Origin of the sequence: Micromonospora sp. NPDC001898, assembly GCF_042891255.1 — a bacterium.
Classification (GTDB): domain Bacteria; phylum Actinomycetota; class Actinomycetes; order Mycobacteriales; family Micromonosporaceae; genus Micromonospora.
Genome location: NZ_JBIATC010000005.1, coordinates 168,430 through 187,797, shown reverse-complemented (window position 1 = coordinate 187,797; position 19,368 = coordinate 168,430). Strand labels below are relative to the sequence as shown.

The following is a 19,368-nucleotide window of genomic DNA, read 5'->3' as shown; positions in this document are numbered from 1 at the left end:
GGAACCGGAGCAGGCCTCACAACTCCGCCATCCAGCCCGCCTATTGCCGGAAATCAACCCATTAAATCCACCTCGCCAGTCGGGCCGGGTATAAGCTTGCCGCCAAGCGCCCTGGACGCATTAGGAATACCAGTCCGGGGCAATCCTGTCGGACAGACGGGAAACCAGAGCGGCTCAATTAATAAGTGGGGCAGCACCAACCCAAGTGGGCTAAACCCGACGCCCCCACCCCGCCCTCTTCCACCTGGCGGCTTGATTGGCGGCCTTCCTGGAATGGGCATGAGTCAGCCCGCCACTACCCAACCATCGCGACGAATCAACCCGATTGGGGGGGTAATCGGAGGAGGAGGGGCTGGAACTTCACCAACGGGCGGAGCGGGCTCCCGCCCAGGTGCCGGTCGCGGACCTCACCTTGGCGCAACTCATGCCGCACCTCCATTTGGCAACTCCTTCGGAGCAAGTGGCACCTCAAGCTGGAATGGCACACTCGGACGATCCTCACCCCAAGCACAGAGTGATGATGCCAGCCCACAGCGCTGGGATCCCGACCATCCGTGGGCTACCAATGAGGGAGTCCCGCCAGTGGTTCGCCCGCCGACAGAGGACGGACCAATCAATCCCGGACCGGCCATTGGCTTCGACAGGTGAGAAGTAACACCCGGTGGCGCCTTGCCGCTCCAATACTAGCCCTGGCGGTAAACGTACTGACGATCAACCCTTGCAGGACAGCACTCAGTCGCGAGGAAGACGGCAGCACTCGCATTCGTGCAGACCAATGGCATCTGAACTTTCTTAGAGTAACGGAAGCTCAAAGAGTTTCTCAAGGTGAAGGGATTGTGGTAGCGGTGCCAGACACTGGCGTCGACCCGCACCCAGACCTTCAGAAAAATCTACTCAGCGGCATCGATGTTGTCGCGGGAGAAACTGGCGACGGCCACCGCGACCAGAATAGCCATGGAACCAGCATGGCTGGGCTAATTGCAGCACACGGACAAAACGCAAATGGCGGCGCCCTGGGCATTGCACCCAGGGCGAAAATCATACCAATTACATCCTCCTCCTCTTACAACTTGGGAGAGGCAGACGACCTAGCCGCAGGAATTGAGTACGCGACCTCACGCGGCGCAAAGGTCATCAGCATTTCCAGCGGGGGCGGGTCGAACACTCGCCTAATTCAAGCAGTCAGAGGGGCGCTCGCAGCGGACATTGTAGTAGTGGCAGCAGCCGGCAACGCCCCAGAAGACTCAGGTATTCAGTATCCCGCCACCGAAGAAGGAGTGATTTCGGTTGGCGGCATCGACCAGCAGGGCAATCACGCTTCAGTCTCGGTTACCGGCACAGGACTCGACGTCGTAGCGCCGGCTGTCGACATCTACAGCACCAGTTACGGCGGCAAGTACTCGAAGGGCACGGGGACCTCCAGCGCTACTGCGATCGTCGCGGGTGCTGCCGCTCTGATCCGTTCCAAGTACCCCGGCCTCCCCGCCGCCGAGGTCGCGCACCGGCTCACCGCCACCGCCGTCGACAAGGGCCCGCCTGGCCGGGACGACGAGTACGGCTATGGCGTCATCGACCTGGTCGCGGCGCTGACGGCAGACGTACCCCCGCTGGGTTTCGAATCGGCCACGGCGCATGCCCCGGCCGGGTCCGGGTCGGTCACGACGGCCGTCGCGGAGCCGGCCGGCAATGACGGGGGCGATGGCGGGGCGACCGCCCGAGGGCTGGCCACGTTGGGTGTGATCATGGCCGCCGGGGGTGCCTGGGCGCTGGTCGCCCGACGGCGACGCCGCGGCGACGACCCGCCGCCCCGGATCAGCCGGTGAGCGGCCGACATCGGATCGGCCGCCCGGCGCTTCTGCTCAAGGCGGGCCCGAGGGCGAAAGAACCAATGGCCGGGTGCCGCGACGCGTGGGGGCGGGGGTAGCCGGTAGCGTCGGCTTCGTGCCGAACTCGACGCCGCTCCGTCTCGTACTCGCCTCGGCGAGCCCCGCCCGCCGCAAGCTGCTCCACGCCGCCGGGATCGAACCCGACGTGCTGGTGAGCGGGGTCGACGAGTCCCAGGTGGTCAGCGAGAGCGCCGAGGAGCTGTGCCTGGAGCTGGCCCGGCTCAAGGCGCAGGCGGTCGTCGGCCGGATGCGGCCATCCCCGGACGAGCGGACTCTGGTCCTGGGCTGCGACTCGTTGCTCGCCTTCGACGGCGAGATCCTCGGGAAACCGACCGACGCGGCGGACGCCGTCGGGCGCTGGGAGCGGATGCGGGGGCGCAGCGGGGTGCTGCACACCGGTCACTGCCTGATCGACGTGGTCCACGAGTCGCGCGCAGAGGCGGTCGCCTCGACGACCGTCCGGTTCGCCGACGTCAGCGACGACGAGATCGCCGCGTACGTCGCTACGGGCGAGCCGCTCGCCGTGGCCGGGGCGTTCACCATCGACGGCCTGGGCGGGGCCTTCCTCGACGGGATCGACGGCGATCCGGGGACGGTGGTCGGGCTCTCCCTGCCGCTGCTGCGCAGGCTCCTCGCCGAACTGGACGTGCAGATCACCGACCTGTGGACGAAGATCGCGCCCGGCGGCCAGTCGGTCGAGCCGCTCGGCTAGCTTCCAGCCATGAGCAAATCGCTGCCGCTGACCCCGGAACTACACGCGTACGTCGTGGCCCACGGCTCGGCCCCGGACGAGGTGATGGACGACCTGGTCGAGGAAACCCTCGCCGCGCTGCCGGCCCAGGCGGGGATGCGGGTGGCACCGGAGCAGGCGGCGTTCCTGACCTTCCTCACCCGGCTGCTCGGAGCGCGGCGGGCGGTGGAGGTGGGCACCTTCACGGGGCTGTCGTCCCTGGCGATCGCCCGCGGGCTGCCCGAGGACGGGCGGCTGACCTGCTTCGACATCTCCGAGGAGTACACGGGCATCGCCCGGCGGTACTGGGCGCGGGCCGGGGTGGCCGACCGGATCGAGCTGCGCATCGGGCCGGCCGGGGAAACGCTGCGCGAGTTGCCGAACGACCGGCACCTGGACTTCGCGTTCATCGACGCGGACAAGACCGGGTACCCGGTCTACTGGGCGGAGTTGGTGCCGCGGATGCGTCCGGGTGGCATCGTCGCGGTCGACAACACGCTGCGCGGGGGCCGGGTGCTCGCTCCGCAGAACGCCGATGACCGGGCGATCGCCGCGTTCAACGACGAGATCATGGCCGATGTCCGGGTGGAGACGGTGCTGCTGCCGATCGCCGACGGGCTGACGCTCGCCCGGGTGCGCTGACCGCCTCCGGGCCGTCCTTGATCAGACCGATGTGTGGGATGTCGCGGGCTGTGCCCGGCGGGAGACAACGACCTGCCGTTCGTCATGCCGATCATGGTCGTGCGGGCGCAGCGCGCGGCCCAGCCGCAGGGTGAGCAGCGCGGCCGTCGCGATGAACCCGGGCAGCAGCAGGAAGGCAGGGTGCGGGCCGACGCCGTCGGCCACCCAGCCGAGCGCCACCGGCGCGATCCCGAAGCCCACCCCCATCGAGTACGACGACCAGCCGGCCGCCTTGTCGGCGGCCGGCCCGGCGACGGCCAGGGCGAGCGAGATGGCCAGCGGGTAGTGCAGCGCGTTGCCGAGGCCGAGCACGACGAGCCCGGTCACCGCCAGCCAGCCGACCGAAGCGACCCAGAAGACGGCGAACCCGGTCAGCGAGACGGCCAGCGCGACCAGCAGCAGCGGCACGGGCCGGTAGCGCAGCGCGGCCCGGCCGCCGGCCAGCCGGCCGAGGAACATCCCGCCGACGATCGCGGCGACCGCCGCCGAGGCCGCCCCGGCGCCCAGCCCCGCGTGCGAGCGGAGCACGTCGGCGGTCCACAGCGACAGGCAGACCTCGATCGAGCCGGTCACCGCCATCAGGACCCAGGCGATCCAGTACGGCCTGGGCAGCCCTCCGCCCCTCGCGCGTCCCGCACCGGCCGGCATCCCGGTCGGCGCGACCGCCGGTTCGCCGACGCGGGACGCGACGGCGGGGACCGCGTGCTCCGGCGACACAGCCCGCGACGCGGCGGGAACCGACACAGCCGGCGACGGTACGGCGGGAACCGACACGGCCGACGGTACGGCGGGGACCGACACGGCCGGCGACGCGGCGGGTGGGCGTACCCGGAACGTCAGGGCGGCGAGGGCGAGCAGCACGATCAGGCCGACCTCGACGGCCATCACCGGCCGCCAGCCGAGCCCCGCGTCGACGGTCGCCCCGATGAGCAGCGGTGCCAGGATGCCCATGCCGGCGCAGGCGGCGTTGGCCTCGGTGAGGGCGGCCGGCGCGGTGGGGCCGTGGTGGGCGGTGAGGACGACGTTGACCCCGCTGATCACCATCATGCCGAAGGTGGCGATCACCACGACGGCGGCGAGGGTCGCGGGCAGGGGCCGGAGGGTGCCGAACCCGGTGACGCCGACGGCCACCCCGGCGAGGCCGAGCCAGGCCGCCCGGCTCCGGCCGATCCGGCGGGCGACTGGTGCGAACAGCGCCCCGCCGAGGAGCGCGCCGACGGCGATGGCGGTGCTGTGCAGGCCGGCGACGGCGGCGCTGGTGCCCTGCTCGTCGCGCAGCAGCGGAACGACGGGGCCGAAGCCGTAGACGAAGAAGCCCCACAACGCCAGTTGGGAGTAGGCCAGCCAGGTGGTTCGGTCATGGGTGAGGCGGGGCACGGCCCTTACGCTACGCGCGCCTGACCGGTGCCCCGCCCTCGGTGAGAGGCAGCTCTCGGCGATGAGTGGCGCCCCTGCCCCACGCGCGGCGGGCGCTGGAAGGATGCCCTTCCAATCAGCGCACGCTGCGGGCGAACTGGCGGGCGGCCCAGACGACGCCGGCGGCGGCCAGCACCGCGATGATGGCCAGCCCCTGCCAGACCTTGTCGTCGCCGAGTTCCCCGGCGAACAGCGCCCGGGTGCCGTCGACCGCCCAGGAGAACGGGTTCCACTCGGCTACGCCCTGGAGCCAGCCGGGGGCGAAGGTGAGCGGCAGCAGGATGCCGGAGAGCAGCAGCACCGGCTGGGCGACGGTGTTCATCAGCGGGGCGAGCGCGTCCTCGCTCTTGACCTTGAGCGCGACGCCGTACGAGACAGCCGAGGTCATCAGCGCGATCAGGGCGAGCATCAGGTACGCCAGCAGCAGGTCGCCGATGAACACCCGCAGGTCGAACAGGAGCGCGAGCAGGGTGATGATGACGGCCTGGGCCAGCAGCGACACCACGTCGCGCATCGAACGGCCGAGTAGCAGGGCGAGCCGGCTCACCGGGGTGACCCGGGACCGCTCGATGATCCCGGCGCGCAGCTCGGCGATCAGGCCGAAGCCCTGGAACAGGCCGCCGAAGATGGCCAGCAGCACGAGCAGGCCGGGCACGAAGATCTTGTATGCCTCGGCCTGGGTCGGCGCGTTCAGGGCCGGCTTGAGCAGCGGGGCGAAGAGGAGCAGGTACATCACCGGCTGGAAGACGCCGACGACGACCCAGACCGGGTTACGCAGCAGCAGTTGTATCTGGCGCTGGAAGATCAGCCACGTGTCGCGGGCGAGTTTCACGGGGTTCTCCTGTCGGGGGCGGGTCAGGACTCGCGCAGCGAGCGGCCGGTCTTGGTGAGGAAGACGTCGTCGAGGCTGGGCCGGTGCAGCTCGATGGAGCTCAGCCCGAGGCCTGCGTTGTCGATGCGGCGCAGGATCTGCGGGATGGCGGTCGCCCCCTCGTCGACGTGGAGGCGCAGGCCGCCGCCGTCGGTGGTCTCCAGCTTGTTGACGTACGGCTCGGAGTCGAGCAGCTGGGCGGCGTGCGGGGTCGCGGCGGCGTCCAGCCCGACGACGACCACCTCGCCGGAGATCTCGCGCTTCAGCTCGACCGGGGTGCCCTCGGCGACCAGCTCGCCATGGTCCATGATCGCGATCCGGTCGCAGAGCGCGTCGGCCTCGTCCAGGTAGTGCGTGGTGATGAAGACGGTCATCCCCTCACTGCGCAGTCGGCGGATCTCGTCCCACATGTGGGCCCGGCTCTGCGGGTCGAGGCCGGAGGTCGGCTCGTCCAGGAAGACGATCCGTGGCTCGTGGATGATGCCGAGGGCGATGTCGACCCGCCGTCGCTGGCCGCCGGAGTAGGTCTTGCACTTGCGGTCGGCGTACTCGGTGAGCTGGAACGCGGCCAGGGCGCGCTCCGCGCGCCGGTGGGCGTCGGCCTTGCGGATGCCGTACATCCGGGCGTGCAGGACGAGCTCCTCGCGGGCGGTGGAGTCGTCCCAGGTGCTGCCGCCCTGGGCGACGTAGCCGATTCGGCGGCGCACCTCGTCCGGCCGGCGAAGCAGGTCGGCGCCGGCGATGGTGGCCGCGCCGCCGTCGGGTTCGATGAGGGTGGCCAGCATCCGCAGCGTGGTGGTCTTGCCGGCCCCGTTGGGCCCGAGAAAGCCGAAGATCTCCCCCTCGGCGACGTTCAGGTCGACCCCGCGGACGGCGTCCACGGTCTTCTTGTCCCGACCGGCGCGGGAGCGGAAGGACTTCCGCAGCCCTCTGGTCTCGATCATCTTCGCTCCTGTTCGTCCGTGGGCCGGACGGAACCGGCCGTTCCGCAGGGGTGGCACGGGGGCGTCACTCCGGACGTCCCGCCGAGGCTAACGCGATATAAATTCAATGGTCAACTTTGATTATTACGCGTTCCCGTCGACTCTCGGCGGCGATCCGGGCTCCGACTCCGACTCCGGCTCCGACTCCTGGGTCGGGGCAAGGGCAGCGGCCGGCTCCACCGCGATCCGGCCGTCGCGGCCGGCCAGGCCCTCCGGCAGGTACGGCACGCCGGCCTCGATCCGGTCGGCGACCCGGTCGCACCAGTCCGCCTCCGCCTCCCCCCGCGCGATCCACAACTCGTACGTCCAGGCGACCCCGACCGGCTTGGAATCCCGGATCCAGGACGACTCCATCGAGGCGCGCATGCTCTCCACGCCGGCCCGGATCACCTGCCCCCGGCTGCGCAGCGCGGCCACCGCCTCCGGGCGGGGCAGCGCCGGCAGGAACGCGAACGCGGCCACGAACGGGTCGGCGGGCTGCTGGTTGCCCCACCACAGCTCGCGTAGCAGGGTCTCGAACTCGCCGAGCCCTCTCGGGGTGATCTCGTACGTCGTCCGCGCCGGCCGGGCCCCGACCTGTTCGTTCGCCACCTCGCGGAGCAGCCCGTCCTGGGCCAGCTTGCGCAGCGCATGGTAGATCGAGCCGGGCTGCACGTTGGCCCACTTGTCGGCACCCCAGCTGAGCAGCTCACGACGTACGTCGTAGCCGTGCACCGGCTGCATCCACTTGACCAGCCCGAGAATCATCATGCGTGTGGCAGACACCCGACGAGCGTATTAGACAAGTTTGACTATCGACGTTCGGGCAGTGCCGCATGCCACACTGAGCGATCGTTAGGGTGCCGACGGCGGCCGATAAACTCCCGGTCAGTAACCTCCGGGGAGGAGCCACCAAGGTGCGCAAGGTACTCATCGCCAATCGCGGCGAGATCGCCGTCCGCGTCATCCGTGCCTGCCGCGACGCCGGCCTGGGCAGCGTCGCCGTCTACGCGGACTCCGACCGGGACGCACTGCACGCCACCCTGGCCGACGAGGCGTACGCCCTGGGCGGCGACACCGCTGCCGAGACGTACCTGCGGATCGACAAGCTGATCGACGTCGCCGAGAAGGCCGGCGCGGACGCCGTCCACCCCGGGTACGGGTTCCTCTCCGAGAACGCCGACTTCGCCCATGCCGTCATCGACGCGGGTCTGACCTGGATCGGCCCGGCCCCGCAGGCGATCCGCGACCTCGGCGACAAGGTCACCGCCCGGCACATCGCCCAGCGGGCCGGCGCTCCCCTGGTCCCCGGCACCGCCGACCCGGTCGGCGGCCCGGACGAGGTGATCGCCTTCGCCGTCGACCACGGCCTGCCGGTGGCCATCAAGGCCGCCTTCGGCGGCGGCGGGCGCGGACTCAAGGTGGCCCGCACGATGGAGGAGATCCCGCAGCTCTTCGAGTCGGCCACCCGGGAGGCGGTCGCCGCATTCGGCCGGGGTGAGTGCTTCGTCGAGCGGTACCTGGACAAGCCCCGGCACGTCGAGGCGCAGATCCTCGCCGACCAGCACGGCAACGTGGTCGTCGTGGGCACCCGGGACTGCTCGCTCCAGCGCCGGCACCAGAAGCTGGTCGAGGAGGCCCCCGCGCCGTTCCTCACCGACGCCCAACGCGCCCAGATCCACGAGAGCGCCAAGGCGATCTGCCGGGAGGCCGGGTACCAGGGCGCCGGCACCGTGGAGTACCTGGTCGGCGCGGACGGCACCATCTCCTTCCTGGAGGTCAACACCCGGCTCCAGGTGGAGCATCCGGTCACCGAGGAGACCGCCGGCATCGACCTCGTCCGTGAGCAGTTCCGGATCGCCGACGGCGAGAAGCTGCGGCTGGCCGGGGATCCGACCCCGCGCGGGCACTCCATCGAGTTCCGGATCAACGGCGAGGACCCGGGCCGCAGCTTCCTGCCCGCCCCCGGCACGGTCACCGCGCTGCGGCTGCCCACCGGCCCGGGCGTCCGGGTGGACACCGGCATCTCGGCCGGCGACGTGATCGGCGGCAACTTCGACTCGTTGCTGGCCAAGGTGATCGTCACCGGCGAGACCCGCACCGAGGCCCTGGAGCGGGCCCGGCGGGCGCTGGACGAGATGGTCGTCGAGGGGATGGCCACCGCCCTGCCGTTCCACCGGCTCGTGGTGCGCGACGAGGCGTTCACCGCCGAACCGTTCAGCGTGCACACCCGGTGGATCGAGACCGAGTTCGACAACACCGTCCCACCGTTCACCGCCGCAGCCGGCCCCGCCGAGGCGCCGGCCGGGCGCGAGACCGTCGTGGTCGAGGTCGGCGGCAAGCGGCTGGAGGTGAGCCTCCCCGCCGGCCTCGGCGCGGGTACGACCGCAGCCGCGCCCGCCACGCGCAAGCCGGCCCGCCGGGGCGGCGGGGCCAAGGCCGGCGCGGCGGTCAGCGGGGACGCGCTCACCTCCCCGATGCAGGGCACCCTCGTCAAGATCGCCGTCGCCGACGGGGACACGGTCGCCGAGGGTGACCTGGTCGTGGTGCTGGAGGCGATGAAGATGGAGCAGCCGCTGCACGCCCACAGGGCGGGCACGGTCAGCGGCCTCGCGGCCGAGGTCGGTGCCGTCATCACCGCCGGCGCGGCAATCTGCACCATCGCCTGACCCACGCGCCCCGGGGCGGGGGCGGCCCCAGCGCGGCCCAGGCCGAGCCCACCCAGCGAGCGGGACGCGGGCGGGCGACGTCAGCGCAGCTCGGCGCCCGCCACCGCCCGGACGGCGGCGGTCAGCGCGTCCAGGGCGGCGGAGGCCACCCGCCAGTGCTGCCAGTACAACGGGCGGTCCAGGTGACGCCCGGCACCGAGGTCGACACAGTGCCCGGCGGCGAGGTCGACGCGGGCGAACCGCTCCGGGACCATGCCCCAGCCCAACCCGAGCCGCACCGCCTCGTTGAAGCCGTCGAAGGACGGGACGTAGTGGATCGGCGGGTCGATCCGACGGCGGGTCACGGTACGGGCGAACCTGTGCTGAAGCTGGTCCTTCCGGTCGAACGCCATCATCGGCGCCGACGCGAGGGCCGCCTCGGTGAGGCCGTCGGGGAAGTGGCGGGCGGCGAACCCGGCCCGGGCCAGCGCGACGTACCGCATCGCGCCCAGCCGCTCCACCCGGCAGCCCTGGACGGCCTCCCGCTGCGCGGTCACCGCCGCCATCGCCGTACCGTCGCGGATCAGCTCCGCCGTGTGGTCCTCATCGTCCCGGCGGACGTCGAACAGCAGCGCCAGCTCGGTGGGCAGCAGCGCCAGCGCGCCGACGAACCAGGTGCCGAGCGAGTCCCCGTTCGCGACGATCGTCACCCGGGTGGGGGTGGATCCGCCGACCGTCGGCGGTCGGGCGGCATGCAGCGCCTCGCGCTCCAGCAGGGCCACCTGCCCGGCCAGCCGCAGCAGCGGACGGCCCGCGTCGGTGGCCCGGCACGGCTTCGACCGGCGGATGAGCACCTGACCGACGGCCTGTTCCAGCGCCTTGACCCGCTGGCTGACGGCCGAGGGGGTGACGTGCAGGGACCGCGCCGCCGCCTCGAAGCTGCCCTCGCGGACCACCGCGACGAACGTCCTGAGCTGCATGGAGTCCAGCATGATGAAGCTGAGCTTATCCACCATGAAGATCTTTAGCTGGGCTGCATCGCGGGCGGCTCGTAGCGTCTGCCCGTGCCCGAAATCCTCAGCAGTTCCGTGGCCGGCTCCGCCGCCGCCGGTTTCTCCCTCTCCATCGCGCTGATCGCCGCCATCGGCGCGCAGAACGCCTTCGTCCTGCGGCAGGGCCTGCGCCGGGAGCACGTCGTGCCGGTGGTCGCCGTCTGCGCCGCGTCCGACGCGCTGCTCATCTCGCTCGGCATCGCCGGGATGGGCACCGCCACGGCGGAACACCCCGCCGCCGTCACCGCTGTCCGTTGGCTCGGCGCCGCGTTCCTGCTCGGGTACGCCGCGCTGGCCGTCCGCCGCGCGCTGCGGCCCGGCGCGCTCTCCCCCGCCGACCGGCCGCCGGCAACCCTCGGGGCGACGCTGCTGGCCTGCCTCGCGTTCACCTACCTCAACCCGCACGTGTACCTCGACACCGTCCTCCTGCTCGGTGGGGTGGCCCGCCAGCATCCGCACCACTGGGTCTTCGGCGCGGGAGCCGCGCTGGCCAGCGCGGTCTGGTTCACGGCCCTCGGCACCGCCGCCCACCGCCTCGCGCCCGTGCTGGCCCGCCCGGCGGCCTGGCGGCTCGTCGACGGCGTGGTCGCCCTCGTGATGGTCGCGGTCGCGGTGACCCTGCTGCTCGGCTGACCACGTCGGCTCCGGGCTTGGTCAGGGTGTTTTCGGCTACCACCGGGGGCGCGGGCGTCGGCGGGCGGGAATGATGGCGACGTGCGTTTTCTTCAAGGCGCGGTTCCCGCGCACGACCTGACATACAACGATGTCTTCATGGCGCCCGCCCGCTCCGAGGTCGGTTCCCGGTTGGACGTCAACCTGGCCACCGCGGACGGCACGGGCACGACGATCCCCCTGGTGGTGGCCAACATGACGGCCGTGGCCGGCCGGCGGATGGCCGAGACGGTCGCCCGGCGTGGCGCCGTCGCGGTGATCCCGCAGGACATCCCCATCGAGGTGGTGGCCACCGTCGTCGACTGGGTCAAGCGGCGGCACCTGGTGCACGACACCGCGATCACGCTCGGCCCGACGGACACTGTCGGCGACGCCATCCACCTGCTGCCGAAACGCTCGCACGGGGCGGTGGTCGTGATCGACGAAGCCGGTCGCCCGCTGGGCGTGGTGACCGAGGCGGACACCGTCGGGGTGGACCGGTTCGCCCAGCTCCGGCACGTGATGTCGACCGAGCTGCACACGGTGCCGGCGGACGCGGACCCGCGTACCGGGTTCGACCGACTCTCGGCGGGCCGGCGGCGGCTCGCGCCGGTGGTGGACGGCGAGGGACGGCTGGTCGGGGTGCTGACCCGCAAGGGCGCGCTGCGCGCCACCCTCTACCGGCCGGCGACGGACGACCGGGGTCGGCTGCGGGTCGCGGCGGCGGTCGGGATCAACGGCGACGTCACCGGCAAGGCCGCCGCGCTGCTGGAGGCGGGGGTGGACACGCTGGTGGTGGACACCGCGCACGGCCACCAGGAACGGATGCTCTCCGCGCTGCGGGCGGTGCGCAAGCTCGACCCGGGCGTCCCGGTCGCGGCCGGCAACGTGGTCACCGCCGACGGGGTACGCGACCTGGTCGAGGCCGGCGCGGACATCGTGAAGGTGGGCGTCGGACCGGGTGCGATGTGCACCACCCGGATGATGACCGGGGTCGGCCGGCCGCAGTTCTCCGCCGTGCTCGACTGCGCGGCGGCGGCCCGGGACCTGGGCCGGCACGTCTGGGCCGACGGCGGGGTGCGGCACCCCCGGGACGTGGCGCTCGCGCTGGCGGCCGGCGCGTCGAACGTGATGATCGGGTCCTGGTTCGCCGGCACGTACGAGTCACCGGGCGACCTGTACACCGACGCGGACGGCCGGCGGTACAAGGAGAGCTTCGGGATGGCCTCGTCCCGGGCGGTCAGCGCCCGGACCGCCGACGACAGCCCGTTCGACCGGGCCCGCAAGGCGGCCTTCGAGGAGGGCATCTCCTCGGCCCGGATGTACCTGGACCCGACCCGGCCGGGCGTCGAGGACCTGATCGACGAGATCATCGCCGGGGTACGCAGCGCCTTCACGTACGCGGGCGCGCGAAACCTGGCCGAGTTCCACGAACGTGCGCTGGTCGGAGTACAGAGCACGGCCGGCTACACCGAGGGGATGCCGCTGCCCACGAGTTGGTGACCCGCCGGTCCGGCGGCCGGCGCCGTCACTCCTTCGGGAAGAGGCGGCCGGCGATCGCCCGGGCCGCGGCCCGGGGGTCGTCGCCGACCCGGGCCGGCAGCGCGCCCGAGAGCCAGAGCGTGGCGAAGCCGTGCACGATCGACCAGGCCGCGAGCGCGTCGCCCTGCGGTTCCTCCGCCGTGGGGCGTCCCTCGGGCAGCGTGGCCACCCCCGAGTGCAACGCGTCGCCGGCGCGCTCGCGGGCCGCCACCAGTTCCTCCGCGTCGGGCCGGTAGAGGTCCGGGCGGAACATCACCTCGAAGTGCGCGCGGTGCCGGACCGCGAAGTCGACGTACGCGACGCCCCTGTCCAGCAGGTCGTCGCCCGCGCCGTGCAGCGCCTCAGCGAGCAGGTCGAACCCGTCGGCGGCGAGCGCGGTGAGCAGCCCGGCCTTGTCACCGAAGTGGTGCGCCGGGGCGGCGTGCGAGACGCCAGCCCGGCGGGCCAGGTCGCGCAGACTCAACGCCGCCTGCCCAGCCTCCTCGATCACCCGCACCGCCTCAGCGAGCAGGGATCGGCGCAGGTCGCCGTGGTGGTAGCCGCGCGTTCCCGTCATGCCGCCAGCCTATCTTGCTGTTGACAAGATAGCGCCGGGAGGGGCAATCTTGCCGGCGACAAGATTCGTCCCCCCTGAGGAGGTTTCTCCGTGGCTCCACTCATCGCCCTCGTGGCCGGCACCGGGCTCGCCCGGCTGGCCGGCCTGGCCGGCGTGGGCGCACTCGACGGCTGGCATCCCGCACTGCGGGTGGGGCTGGCCCTGATGTTCGTGGTGACCAGCGTCGCCCACTTCGCCCCACCCCTCCGCAGGGACATGATCGCGATGGTGCCGCCCACCCTGCCTCGACCCGACCTGCTGGTCACGGCAACCGGGGTGCTGGAACTGGTCGGCGCGGTGGGGCTGCTCGCGCCGACGAGCGCCCGCTGGGCCGCGGCCGGCCTGGCCCTGCTGATGATGGTCATGTTTCCGGCCAACGTCTCGGCCGCCCGGCGCGGGGTGCCCTTCGGGGGCCAGCCAGCAACACCCCTCGGGCGGCGAACGGCGGAGCAGGCCCTGTACGTCGCCGTGGCGCTCGCCATTTCCTTCGGGGCCTGATGATCATGGAGCTGCCTTCGGCCATGGAACTGACCTCGCTACGGGATGCGCCGGTCCGGCGACCGCTCAGAGTCGCCGGACCGGGCGGCGGCGCGACCTGACGCTGGCCGGGCGGCCGGTAACTCCACTCGGCCCCACGCAGTTGCTCCAAGCGGCGCTCCTTGCCACCGCCGCTGTAATATCGTTTGGGGCCTGACTATCAGGGAGCTAATCTGAGGGGCATGGACGCGACCGGGCTGGGAGACGTGCCGCTGGGCCGTCTGTTGGTCACCGCCGGCCACATCGTCGGCCAGCAGTGGAACCGCTACCTGGCAGAGGAACACGGCCTCACCCAGGCCGGCATGGGCACCCTGATCACCCTCGCCCGGCACGGTGAGCTGCCGCACCGGGTGGTCGCCGAGCGCTGCTTCGTCCGCCCCGCCACCCTCACCGGCATCGTCGACACCCTGGAACGCGACGGCCTGGTGGAGCGACACCGCGACGACGCCGACCGGCGCAGCGTACGGCTGGCCCTCACCCCCGCCGGCTGGGAGCGGGTCGCCAAGCTCACCACCCTCATGCAGACCAGGGCACCGCTGACCTCCGTCGACGCCGACCCGGCGAAGGCAGCCGTGATCCGGGAGTTCCTGATCGAGGTCATCGGCAGTGGAGAGGAGCCACAGATGACAGGTCCCGAGACGAGACCGCAGGAGCCGGCGTGCTGATCCGGCTGCTCGGCGCCCACCTGCGCCCCTACTACCGCCCGCTGGCGGCGGTGGTGGCGTTCCAGTTCGTCGGCACGATGGCCTCGCTCTACCTGCCGAGCCTCAACGCCGACATCATCGACCGGGGCGTGGCCCGTGGCGACACCGACTACATCTTGCGCATCGGCGGCTGGATGCTGCTGGTCAGCCTGGTCCAGATCGCCTGCTCGATCGCTGCGGCCTACCTCGGCGCCCGCACGGCGATGGGCTTCGGGCGGGACGTCCGGGCGGAGATCTTCGGCCACGTCAACCGCTTCTCCGCCCGTGAGGTGGCCCGGTTCGGCGCGCCCTCGTTGATCACCCGCAACACCAACGACGTGCAACAGGTGCAGATGCTCGTGCTGACGAGCTGCACGATGCTCGTCGGCGCGCCGATCATGAGCGTCGGCGGGGTGGTGATGGCGCTGCGCGAGGACGTCGGACTGTCCTGGCTGCTGCTGGTCTGCGTCCCGGTGCTGGCGCTCGCGCTCGGGCTGATCGTCCGGCGGATGGTGCCCGGTTTCCGGCTCATGCAGACCCGGATCGACACCGTCAACCGGGTGCTGCGCGAGCAGATCACGGGCATCCGGGTGGTCCGGGCGTTCGTCCGCGAGCCGTACGAGACGGAACGCTTCGCCCGCGCGAACGTCGACCTGACCGCGACCGCACTGCGCACGGGCCGGCTGATGGCCGTCATCTTCCCGGTGGTGATGCTGGTGCTCAACGTCTCCAGCGTCGCGGTGCTGTGGTTCGGCGCGCAACGGGTGGACTCCGGGCAGATCCAGATCGGCGCGCTCACCGCCTTCCTCGTGTACCTGATGCAGATCCTGATGGCCGTCCTGATGGCCACCTTCATGCTGATGATGGTGCCGCGCGCCGCAGTCTGCGCCGAGCGGATCGTCGAGGTGCTGGACACCGACTCCTCGGTGGTCCCGCCGGCCGCGCCGGCCACCGAGGTGACCGGCCGGGGCGAGCTGGAACTGCGCGACGTGCGGTTCCAGTACCCGGGGGCGAGCGAGCCGGTGCTGCACGACATCTCCTTCCGGGTCACGGCCGGGCGCACGACGGCGATCATCGGCAGCACCGGATCCGGCAAGAGCACCCTGCTCTCGCTGATCCCCCGGCTGGTCGACACCACGGCGGGCGCGGTGCTGGTCGACAGGGTGGACGTCCGCGACATGGCGCCCAACGAGCTGTGGCGGCGGATCGGGCTGGTGCCGCAGCGGCCGTACCTGTTCAGCGGGACGATCGCCAGCAACCTGCGGTACGGCAACCCGGACGCCACCGACGCGGAGCTGTGGACGGCCCTGGAGATCGCCCAGGCGCGCGACTTCGTCGCCGAGCTGTCCGAGGGGTTGGACGCCCCGATCGCGCAGGGCGGCACCAACGTCTCCGGCGGGCAGCGGCAGCGCCTGGCCATCGCCCGGGCCCTGGTCCGGCGGCCGGAGATCTACCTGTTCGACGACTCGTTCTCCGCACTCGACCTCGGCACCGACGCCCGGCTCCGGGCGGCGCTACGGCCGGTCACCGCGGACGCGGCGATGGTGATCGTGGCCCAACGGGTCTCGACGATCGTCGACGCCGACCAGATCATCGTGCTTGAGGACGGGGGCATCGTCGGGATGGGCCGACACGCCGAGCTACTGGAGAACTGCCCGACGTACGCGGAGATCGTCGCCTCCCAGCAGAGCGCGGGGGTGCCGGCATGACCGCCGTACCGGGTCAGAAGCCCGCGCCGCAGGGACAGCCTGCGGCCGGCGCCCAGGCGCAGACGCCGACGCGGCGGGCCAAGGACGGCCACCGCGGCGGCCCGCTGCCGACCGCCGGCATGCCGGCCGAGAAGTCGATGAACTTCGGGCCGTCGGCCCGCCGGCTGCTGAAGCGGCTGCGGCCACACCGGCTCCCGCTCGTCGTCATCGTCGGGCTCGCCCTGATCAGCGTCGGGTTCAACGTGTACGGACCGAAGATCCTCGGCCATGCCACCGACCTGATCTTCAGCGGGGCGATCGGCCGGCAGCTCCCGCCCGGGACCACCGCCGAGCAGGCCGTGGCGGCGGCCCGGGCGTCCGGCAACGACAACTTCGCCGACATGCTCGCCCGGATGGACCTGGTGCCCGGGGTGGGCATCGACTTCACCGCGCTGGGTCGGGTGCTGCTGCTGGCGCTCGTCCTCTACCTGGCGGCCAGCCTGCTGATGTGGTGGCAGGGCTGGCTGCTCAACGGCGTGGTGCAGCGCACCGTGCTGCAGCTGCGCGCCGAGGTGGAGGAGAAGCTGAACCGGCTGCCGCTGCCCTACTTCGACAGGCAGCCGCGCGGCGACCTGCTCAGCCGGGTCACCAACGACATCGACAACATCTCGCAGACCCTCCAGCAGACCCTGAGCCAGGTGCTCACCTCGCTGCTCACCCTGGTCGGCGTACTGGCCATGATGTTCTGGATCTCGCCGCTGCTGGCGCTGGTCGCCCTGGTCGCGGTGCCGCTGTCGGTGCTGGTGACCAGCCAGATCGCCAAGCGTTCGCAGCCGAAGTTCATCGCCCAGTGGAAGCACACCGGCGAGCTGAACGGCCAGATCGAGGAGGCGTTCACCGGCCACGAGCTGGTCAAGGTCTTCGGCCGGCAGCGCGAGGTGGAGGCGGCCTTCACCGCCAAGAACGAGGAGCTGTTCCGGGCCAGCTTCGGCGCCCAGTTCATCTCCGGGATCATCATGCCGGCGACGATGTTCGTCGGGAACCTCAGCTACATGGCCATCGCCGTGGTCGGCGGCCTGCGGGTGGCGTCGGGGTCGATGAGCCTCGGCGACGTACAGGCGTTCATCCAGTACTCCCGGATGTTCACCCAGCCGCTCACCCAGGTCGCCTCGATGGCGAGCCAGCTCCAGTCCGGGGTGGCGTCCGCCGAGCGGGTGTTCGCCGTCCTCGACGCCGACGAGCAGAGCCCCGACCCGGCCGCGCCGGCCCGGGTGACCGACCCGCACGGCCGGGTCGAGTTCGAGCACGTCTCCTTCCGGTACGAGCCGGACAAGCCGTTGATCGAGGACCTGTCGCTGGTCGCCGAGCCGGGGCACACGGTGGCGATCGTCGGGCCGACCGGGGCGGGCAAGACCACCCTGGTCAACCTGATCATGCGCTTCTACGAGCTGGACGCCGGCCGGATCACCCTGGACGGGGTCGACGTCACCACCCTGAGCCGGGACGACCTGCGCGGCCGGATCGGCATGGTGCTCCAGGACACCTGGCTGTTCGGTGGCACCATCCGGGACAACATCGCGTACGGCCGGCCGACCGCCAGCGAGGAGGAGATCGCCGCCGCCGCCCGGGCCACCTTCGTGGACCGGTTCGTCCACAGCCTCCCCGACGGCTACGACACCGTCATCGACGAGGAGGGCAGCAACGTCAGCGCCGGCGAGAAGCAGCTCATCACCATCGCCCGGGCGTTCCTGGCCGAGCCGTCGCTGCTGATCCTCGACGAGGCGACCAGCTCGGTGGACACCCGGACCGAGGTGCTGCTCCAGCGGGCCATGGCGGCGCTGCGCTCGGACCGGACCAGCTTCGTCATCGCCCACCGTCTCTCCACCATCCAGGACGCGGACCTGATCCTGATGATGGAGAACGGCAGCATCGTCGAGCAGGGCACCCACGATCGGCTGCTGGCCGCCCGGGGCGCGTACCACCGGCTCTACCAGTCCCAGTTCAGCCAGCCCGATCCCGTCCTCCCCCCCGACCCCGTGTCGCTGCCCGCCGCCTCGGTCCAGGGCTGATCGTCGTGGCCGGAGATCCAGCGACAGCGACGACCGGCCCCGGTCCGGGTGACGGGCCGGGGTCAGGGCAGCAGCGCCGCCGACCTGGTGGCGACCACCGACGCGACCAGGGCCAGGGCGTCGGCGGCGGGCTGCGGGTCCAGGCGGCGGCCGTCGCGCAGGCGCAGGGCGACCGCGCCGTCGGCCGCCTCCCGGGCACCGAGCACCGCGACGTACGGCACCCGACGGCGGGCGGTGTCGCGGATCCGGGAGCCCAGCGACCCGCCCCCGTCGACCTCGGCCCGCAGGCCGAGCGCGACGGCGTCCCGGGCGAGCCGGTCGGCCGCCACGGCCTGGCCCGGATCGTCGGGGTCGACCGGGAGCACGGTCACCTGCACGGGGGCGTACCAGGGCGGGAAGGCGCCGTCGTGCGCCTCGATCAGGTGGGCGAACAGCCGTTCCATGCTGCCGACCAGGCTGCGGTGCACCATCACCGGCCGCCGTCGGCCGCCGTCGGAGTCGGTGTACGACAGGTCGAACTTCTCGGGCTTGTCGAAGTCGAGCTGGACGGTGGCGAGGGTGGACTCCCGGCCGGTCGGGTCGGCGACCTGAATGTCGATCTTCGGCCCGTAGAACGCGGCGTCGCCGGGGGCCTCGACGACGTCCACCCCGGTGAGCGCCCCCCGGAGCAGGTCCTCGGCCCGGCGCCACTGCTCGTCGGTGCCGACGTACCGCTGGCCCGGACCGCGCAGCGACAGCCGGAACCCGGCCGGGCGGACGCCGAGCGCGGCGTGCGCCTCGCGGATCAGCGCCAGGATCGCCGCGACCTCCTCACCCACCTGGTCCAGGGCGCAGAAGTTGTGCGCGTCGTTGAGCGAGATGGCGCGCACCCGGGACAATCCGCCGAGCACCCCCGAGCGCTCCGCCCGGTACATCCCGCCCAGCTCGCCGACCCGCAGCGGCAGTTCCCGGTAGGACCGGCCCCGGGCCCGGAAGACCAAGGCGTGGTGCGGGCAGAGCGCCGGACGGAGCACGAACTCGTCGTCCGGGCTCAGCCGCATCGGCGGGAACATATCGTCGGCGAAGTAGCCGAGGTGGCCGGAAAGCTCGAACAGCTCCCGCTTGCCCAGCGGCGGCGAGTAGACGTGCTGGTAGCCCGCCCGTCGCTCCAGTTCGTGGACGTACGCCTCGACGGCGTGTCGGGCGGCGGCGCCCGCCGGCAGCCAGATGGGCAGGCCGGCCCCGGCCAGCGGATCGGAGACGAACAGCCCCAGCTCCCGGCCGAGCCTGCGGTGGTCGGTCATGTCGCTCTCCCTCGGGTACGGCCCGGAGGCGAACTGGCCCGGAACGCCGCGAGGCCCCGGGGCGGTTCGCCCCG

At 71.9% G+C, this 19,368-nt stretch carries 17 protein-coding genes; 10 read left to right on the top strand and 7 right to left on the bottom strand.

Annotation, left to right across the window (positions count from 1 at the left end; all coding sequences use genetic code 11):
- The first annotated feature begins 680 nt into the window (after positions 1–680).
- From ACFYZF_RS13925 to ACFYZF_RS13915, 3 genes are all read left to right on the top strand, one after another.
- Positions 681–1,823, top strand: a complete 1,143-nt coding sequence (locus tag ACFYZF_RS13925; RefSeq protein WP_387020401.1) for a S8 family serine peptidase — start codon at positions 681–683, stop codon at positions 1,821–1,823.
- Positions 1,824–1,941: 118 nt separating this feature from the next.
- Positions 1,942–2,598, top strand: coding sequence for a Maf family protein (locus ACFYZF_RS13920; protein WP_387019738.1), 657 nt, complete (start codon positions 1,942–1,944; stop codon positions 2,596–2,598).
- 9 nt (positions 2,599–2,607) lie between these two features.
- Positions 2,608–3,258 (top strand): O-methyltransferase, encoded by a 651-nt coding sequence (locus ACFYZF_RS13915; RefSeq protein WP_387019735.1) that lies wholly within the window; start codon positions 2,608–2,610, stop codon positions 3,256–3,258.
- Between the two features lie 21 nt (positions 3,259–3,279).
- On the opposite strand, the gene ACFYZF_RS13910 is transcribed toward ACFYZF_RS13915, so the two are convergent.
- The 4 genes from ACFYZF_RS13910 to ACFYZF_RS13895 form a co-directional block, all read right to left on the bottom strand.
- Positions 3,280–4,674 (bottom strand): MFS transporter, encoded by a 1,395-nt coding sequence (locus tag ACFYZF_RS13910; RefSeq protein WP_387019734.1) that lies wholly within the window; start codon positions 4,672–4,674, stop codon positions 3,280–3,282.
- A gap of 115 nt (positions 4,675–4,789) precedes the next feature.
- On the bottom strand, positions 4,790–5,545 hold the full coding sequence (locus ACFYZF_RS13905) for an ABC transporter permease (RefSeq protein WP_387019731.1): 756 nt from the start codon (positions 5,543–5,545) through the stop codon (positions 4,790–4,792).
- Positions 5,546–5,568: 23 nt separating this feature from the next.
- Complete coding sequence (locus ACFYZF_RS13900; RefSeq protein ID WP_387019728.1) at positions 5,569–6,528, bottom strand: ATP-binding cassette domain-containing protein; 960 nt, start codon at positions 6,526–6,528, stop codon at positions 5,569–5,571.
- Positions 6,529–6,651: 123 nt separating this feature from the next.
- Complete coding sequence (locus tag ACFYZF_RS13895) at positions 6,652–7,332, bottom strand: PadR family transcriptional regulator (RefSeq protein ID WP_387019726.1); 681 nt, start codon at positions 7,330–7,332, stop codon at positions 6,652–6,654.
- Between the two features lie 131 nt (positions 7,333–7,463).
- Between ACFYZF_RS13895 and ACFYZF_RS13890 the strand changes: the two genes are divergently transcribed.
- Positions 7,464–9,215 carry an acetyl/propionyl/methylcrotonyl-CoA carboxylase subunit alpha gene (locus ACFYZF_RS13890; protein ID WP_387019723.1) on the top strand — a complete coding sequence of 584 codons (1,752 nt, stop codon included), beginning with the start codon at positions 7,464–7,466 and terminating at the stop codon, positions 9,213–9,215.
- Between the two features lie 80 nt (positions 9,216–9,295).
- On the opposite strand, the gene ACFYZF_RS13885 is transcribed toward ACFYZF_RS13890, so the two are convergent.
- The gene (locus tag ACFYZF_RS13885; RefSeq protein ID WP_387020399.1) at positions 9,296–10,186 is read right to left on the bottom strand and encodes a LysR family transcriptional regulator ArgP; all 891 of its coding nucleotides are present in this window, start codon (positions 10,184–10,186) and stop codon (positions 9,296–9,298) included.
- Positions 10,187–10,282: 96 nt separating this feature from the next.
- On the opposite strand from ACFYZF_RS13885, the gene ACFYZF_RS13880 reads away from it, so the two are divergent.
- Complete coding sequence (locus ACFYZF_RS13880) at positions 10,283–10,879, top strand: LysE/ArgO family amino acid transporter (protein WP_387020396.1); 597 nt, start codon at positions 10,283–10,285, stop codon at positions 10,877–10,879.
- 81 nt (positions 10,880–10,960) lie between these two features.
- Positions 10,961–12,400 carry a GuaB1 family IMP dehydrogenase-related protein gene (locus tag ACFYZF_RS13875; protein ID WP_387019721.1) on the top strand — a complete coding sequence of 480 codons (1,440 nt, stop codon included), beginning with the start codon at positions 10,961–10,963 and terminating at the stop codon, positions 12,398–12,400.
- Between the two features lie 25 nt (positions 12,401–12,425).
- Here ACFYZF_RS13875 and ACFYZF_RS13870 read toward each other — a convergent pair whose 3' ends face one another.
- Positions 12,426–12,995, bottom strand: a complete 570-nt coding sequence (locus ACFYZF_RS13870; RefSeq protein WP_387019719.1) for a TetR/AcrR family transcriptional regulator — start codon at positions 12,993–12,995, stop codon at positions 12,426–12,428.
- A 90-nt stretch (positions 12,996–13,085) separates the two neighbouring features.
- Here ACFYZF_RS13870 and ACFYZF_RS13865 point away from each other — a divergent pair, with 90 nt between their 5' ends.
- The 4 genes from ACFYZF_RS13865 (at position 13,086) to ACFYZF_RS13850 (ending at position 18,011) form a co-directional block, all read left to right on the top strand.
- Positions 13,086–13,532, top strand: coding sequence for a DoxX family protein (locus ACFYZF_RS13865; RefSeq protein ID WP_387019717.1), 447 nt, complete (start codon positions 13,086–13,088; stop codon positions 13,530–13,532).
- Between the two features lie 221 nt (positions 13,533–13,753).
- Complete coding sequence (locus ACFYZF_RS13860; protein WP_387019714.1) at positions 13,754–14,236, top strand: MarR family winged helix-turn-helix transcriptional regulator; 483 nt, start codon at positions 13,754–13,756, stop codon at positions 14,234–14,236.
- Complete coding sequence (locus ACFYZF_RS13855; RefSeq protein ID WP_387019712.1) at positions 14,230–15,963, top strand: ABC transporter ATP-binding protein; 1,734 nt, start codon at positions 14,230–14,232, stop codon at positions 15,961–15,963. The genes ACFYZF_RS13860 and ACFYZF_RS13855 overlap by 7 nt, the downstream gene beginning before the upstream one ends.
- Positions 15,960–18,011 carry an ABC transporter ATP-binding protein gene (locus tag ACFYZF_RS13850; RefSeq protein WP_387019709.1) on the top strand — a complete coding sequence of 684 codons (2,052 nt, stop codon included), beginning with the start codon at positions 15,960–15,962 and terminating at the stop codon, positions 18,009–18,011. Before ACFYZF_RS13855 ends, ACFYZF_RS13850 begins: the two co-directional genes overlap by 4 nt.
- 62 nt (positions 18,012–18,073) lie before the next feature.
- Here the strand turns inward: ACFYZF_RS13850 and thrS are convergent, their stop codons facing one another.
- Entirely contained in the window at positions 18,074–19,294 is a 1,221-nt protein-coding gene (gene thrS / locus ACFYZF_RS13845) for a threonine--tRNA ligase (RefSeq protein ID WP_387019706.1), read from the bottom strand.
- Between the last annotated feature and the right edge of the window lie 74 nt (positions 19,295–19,368).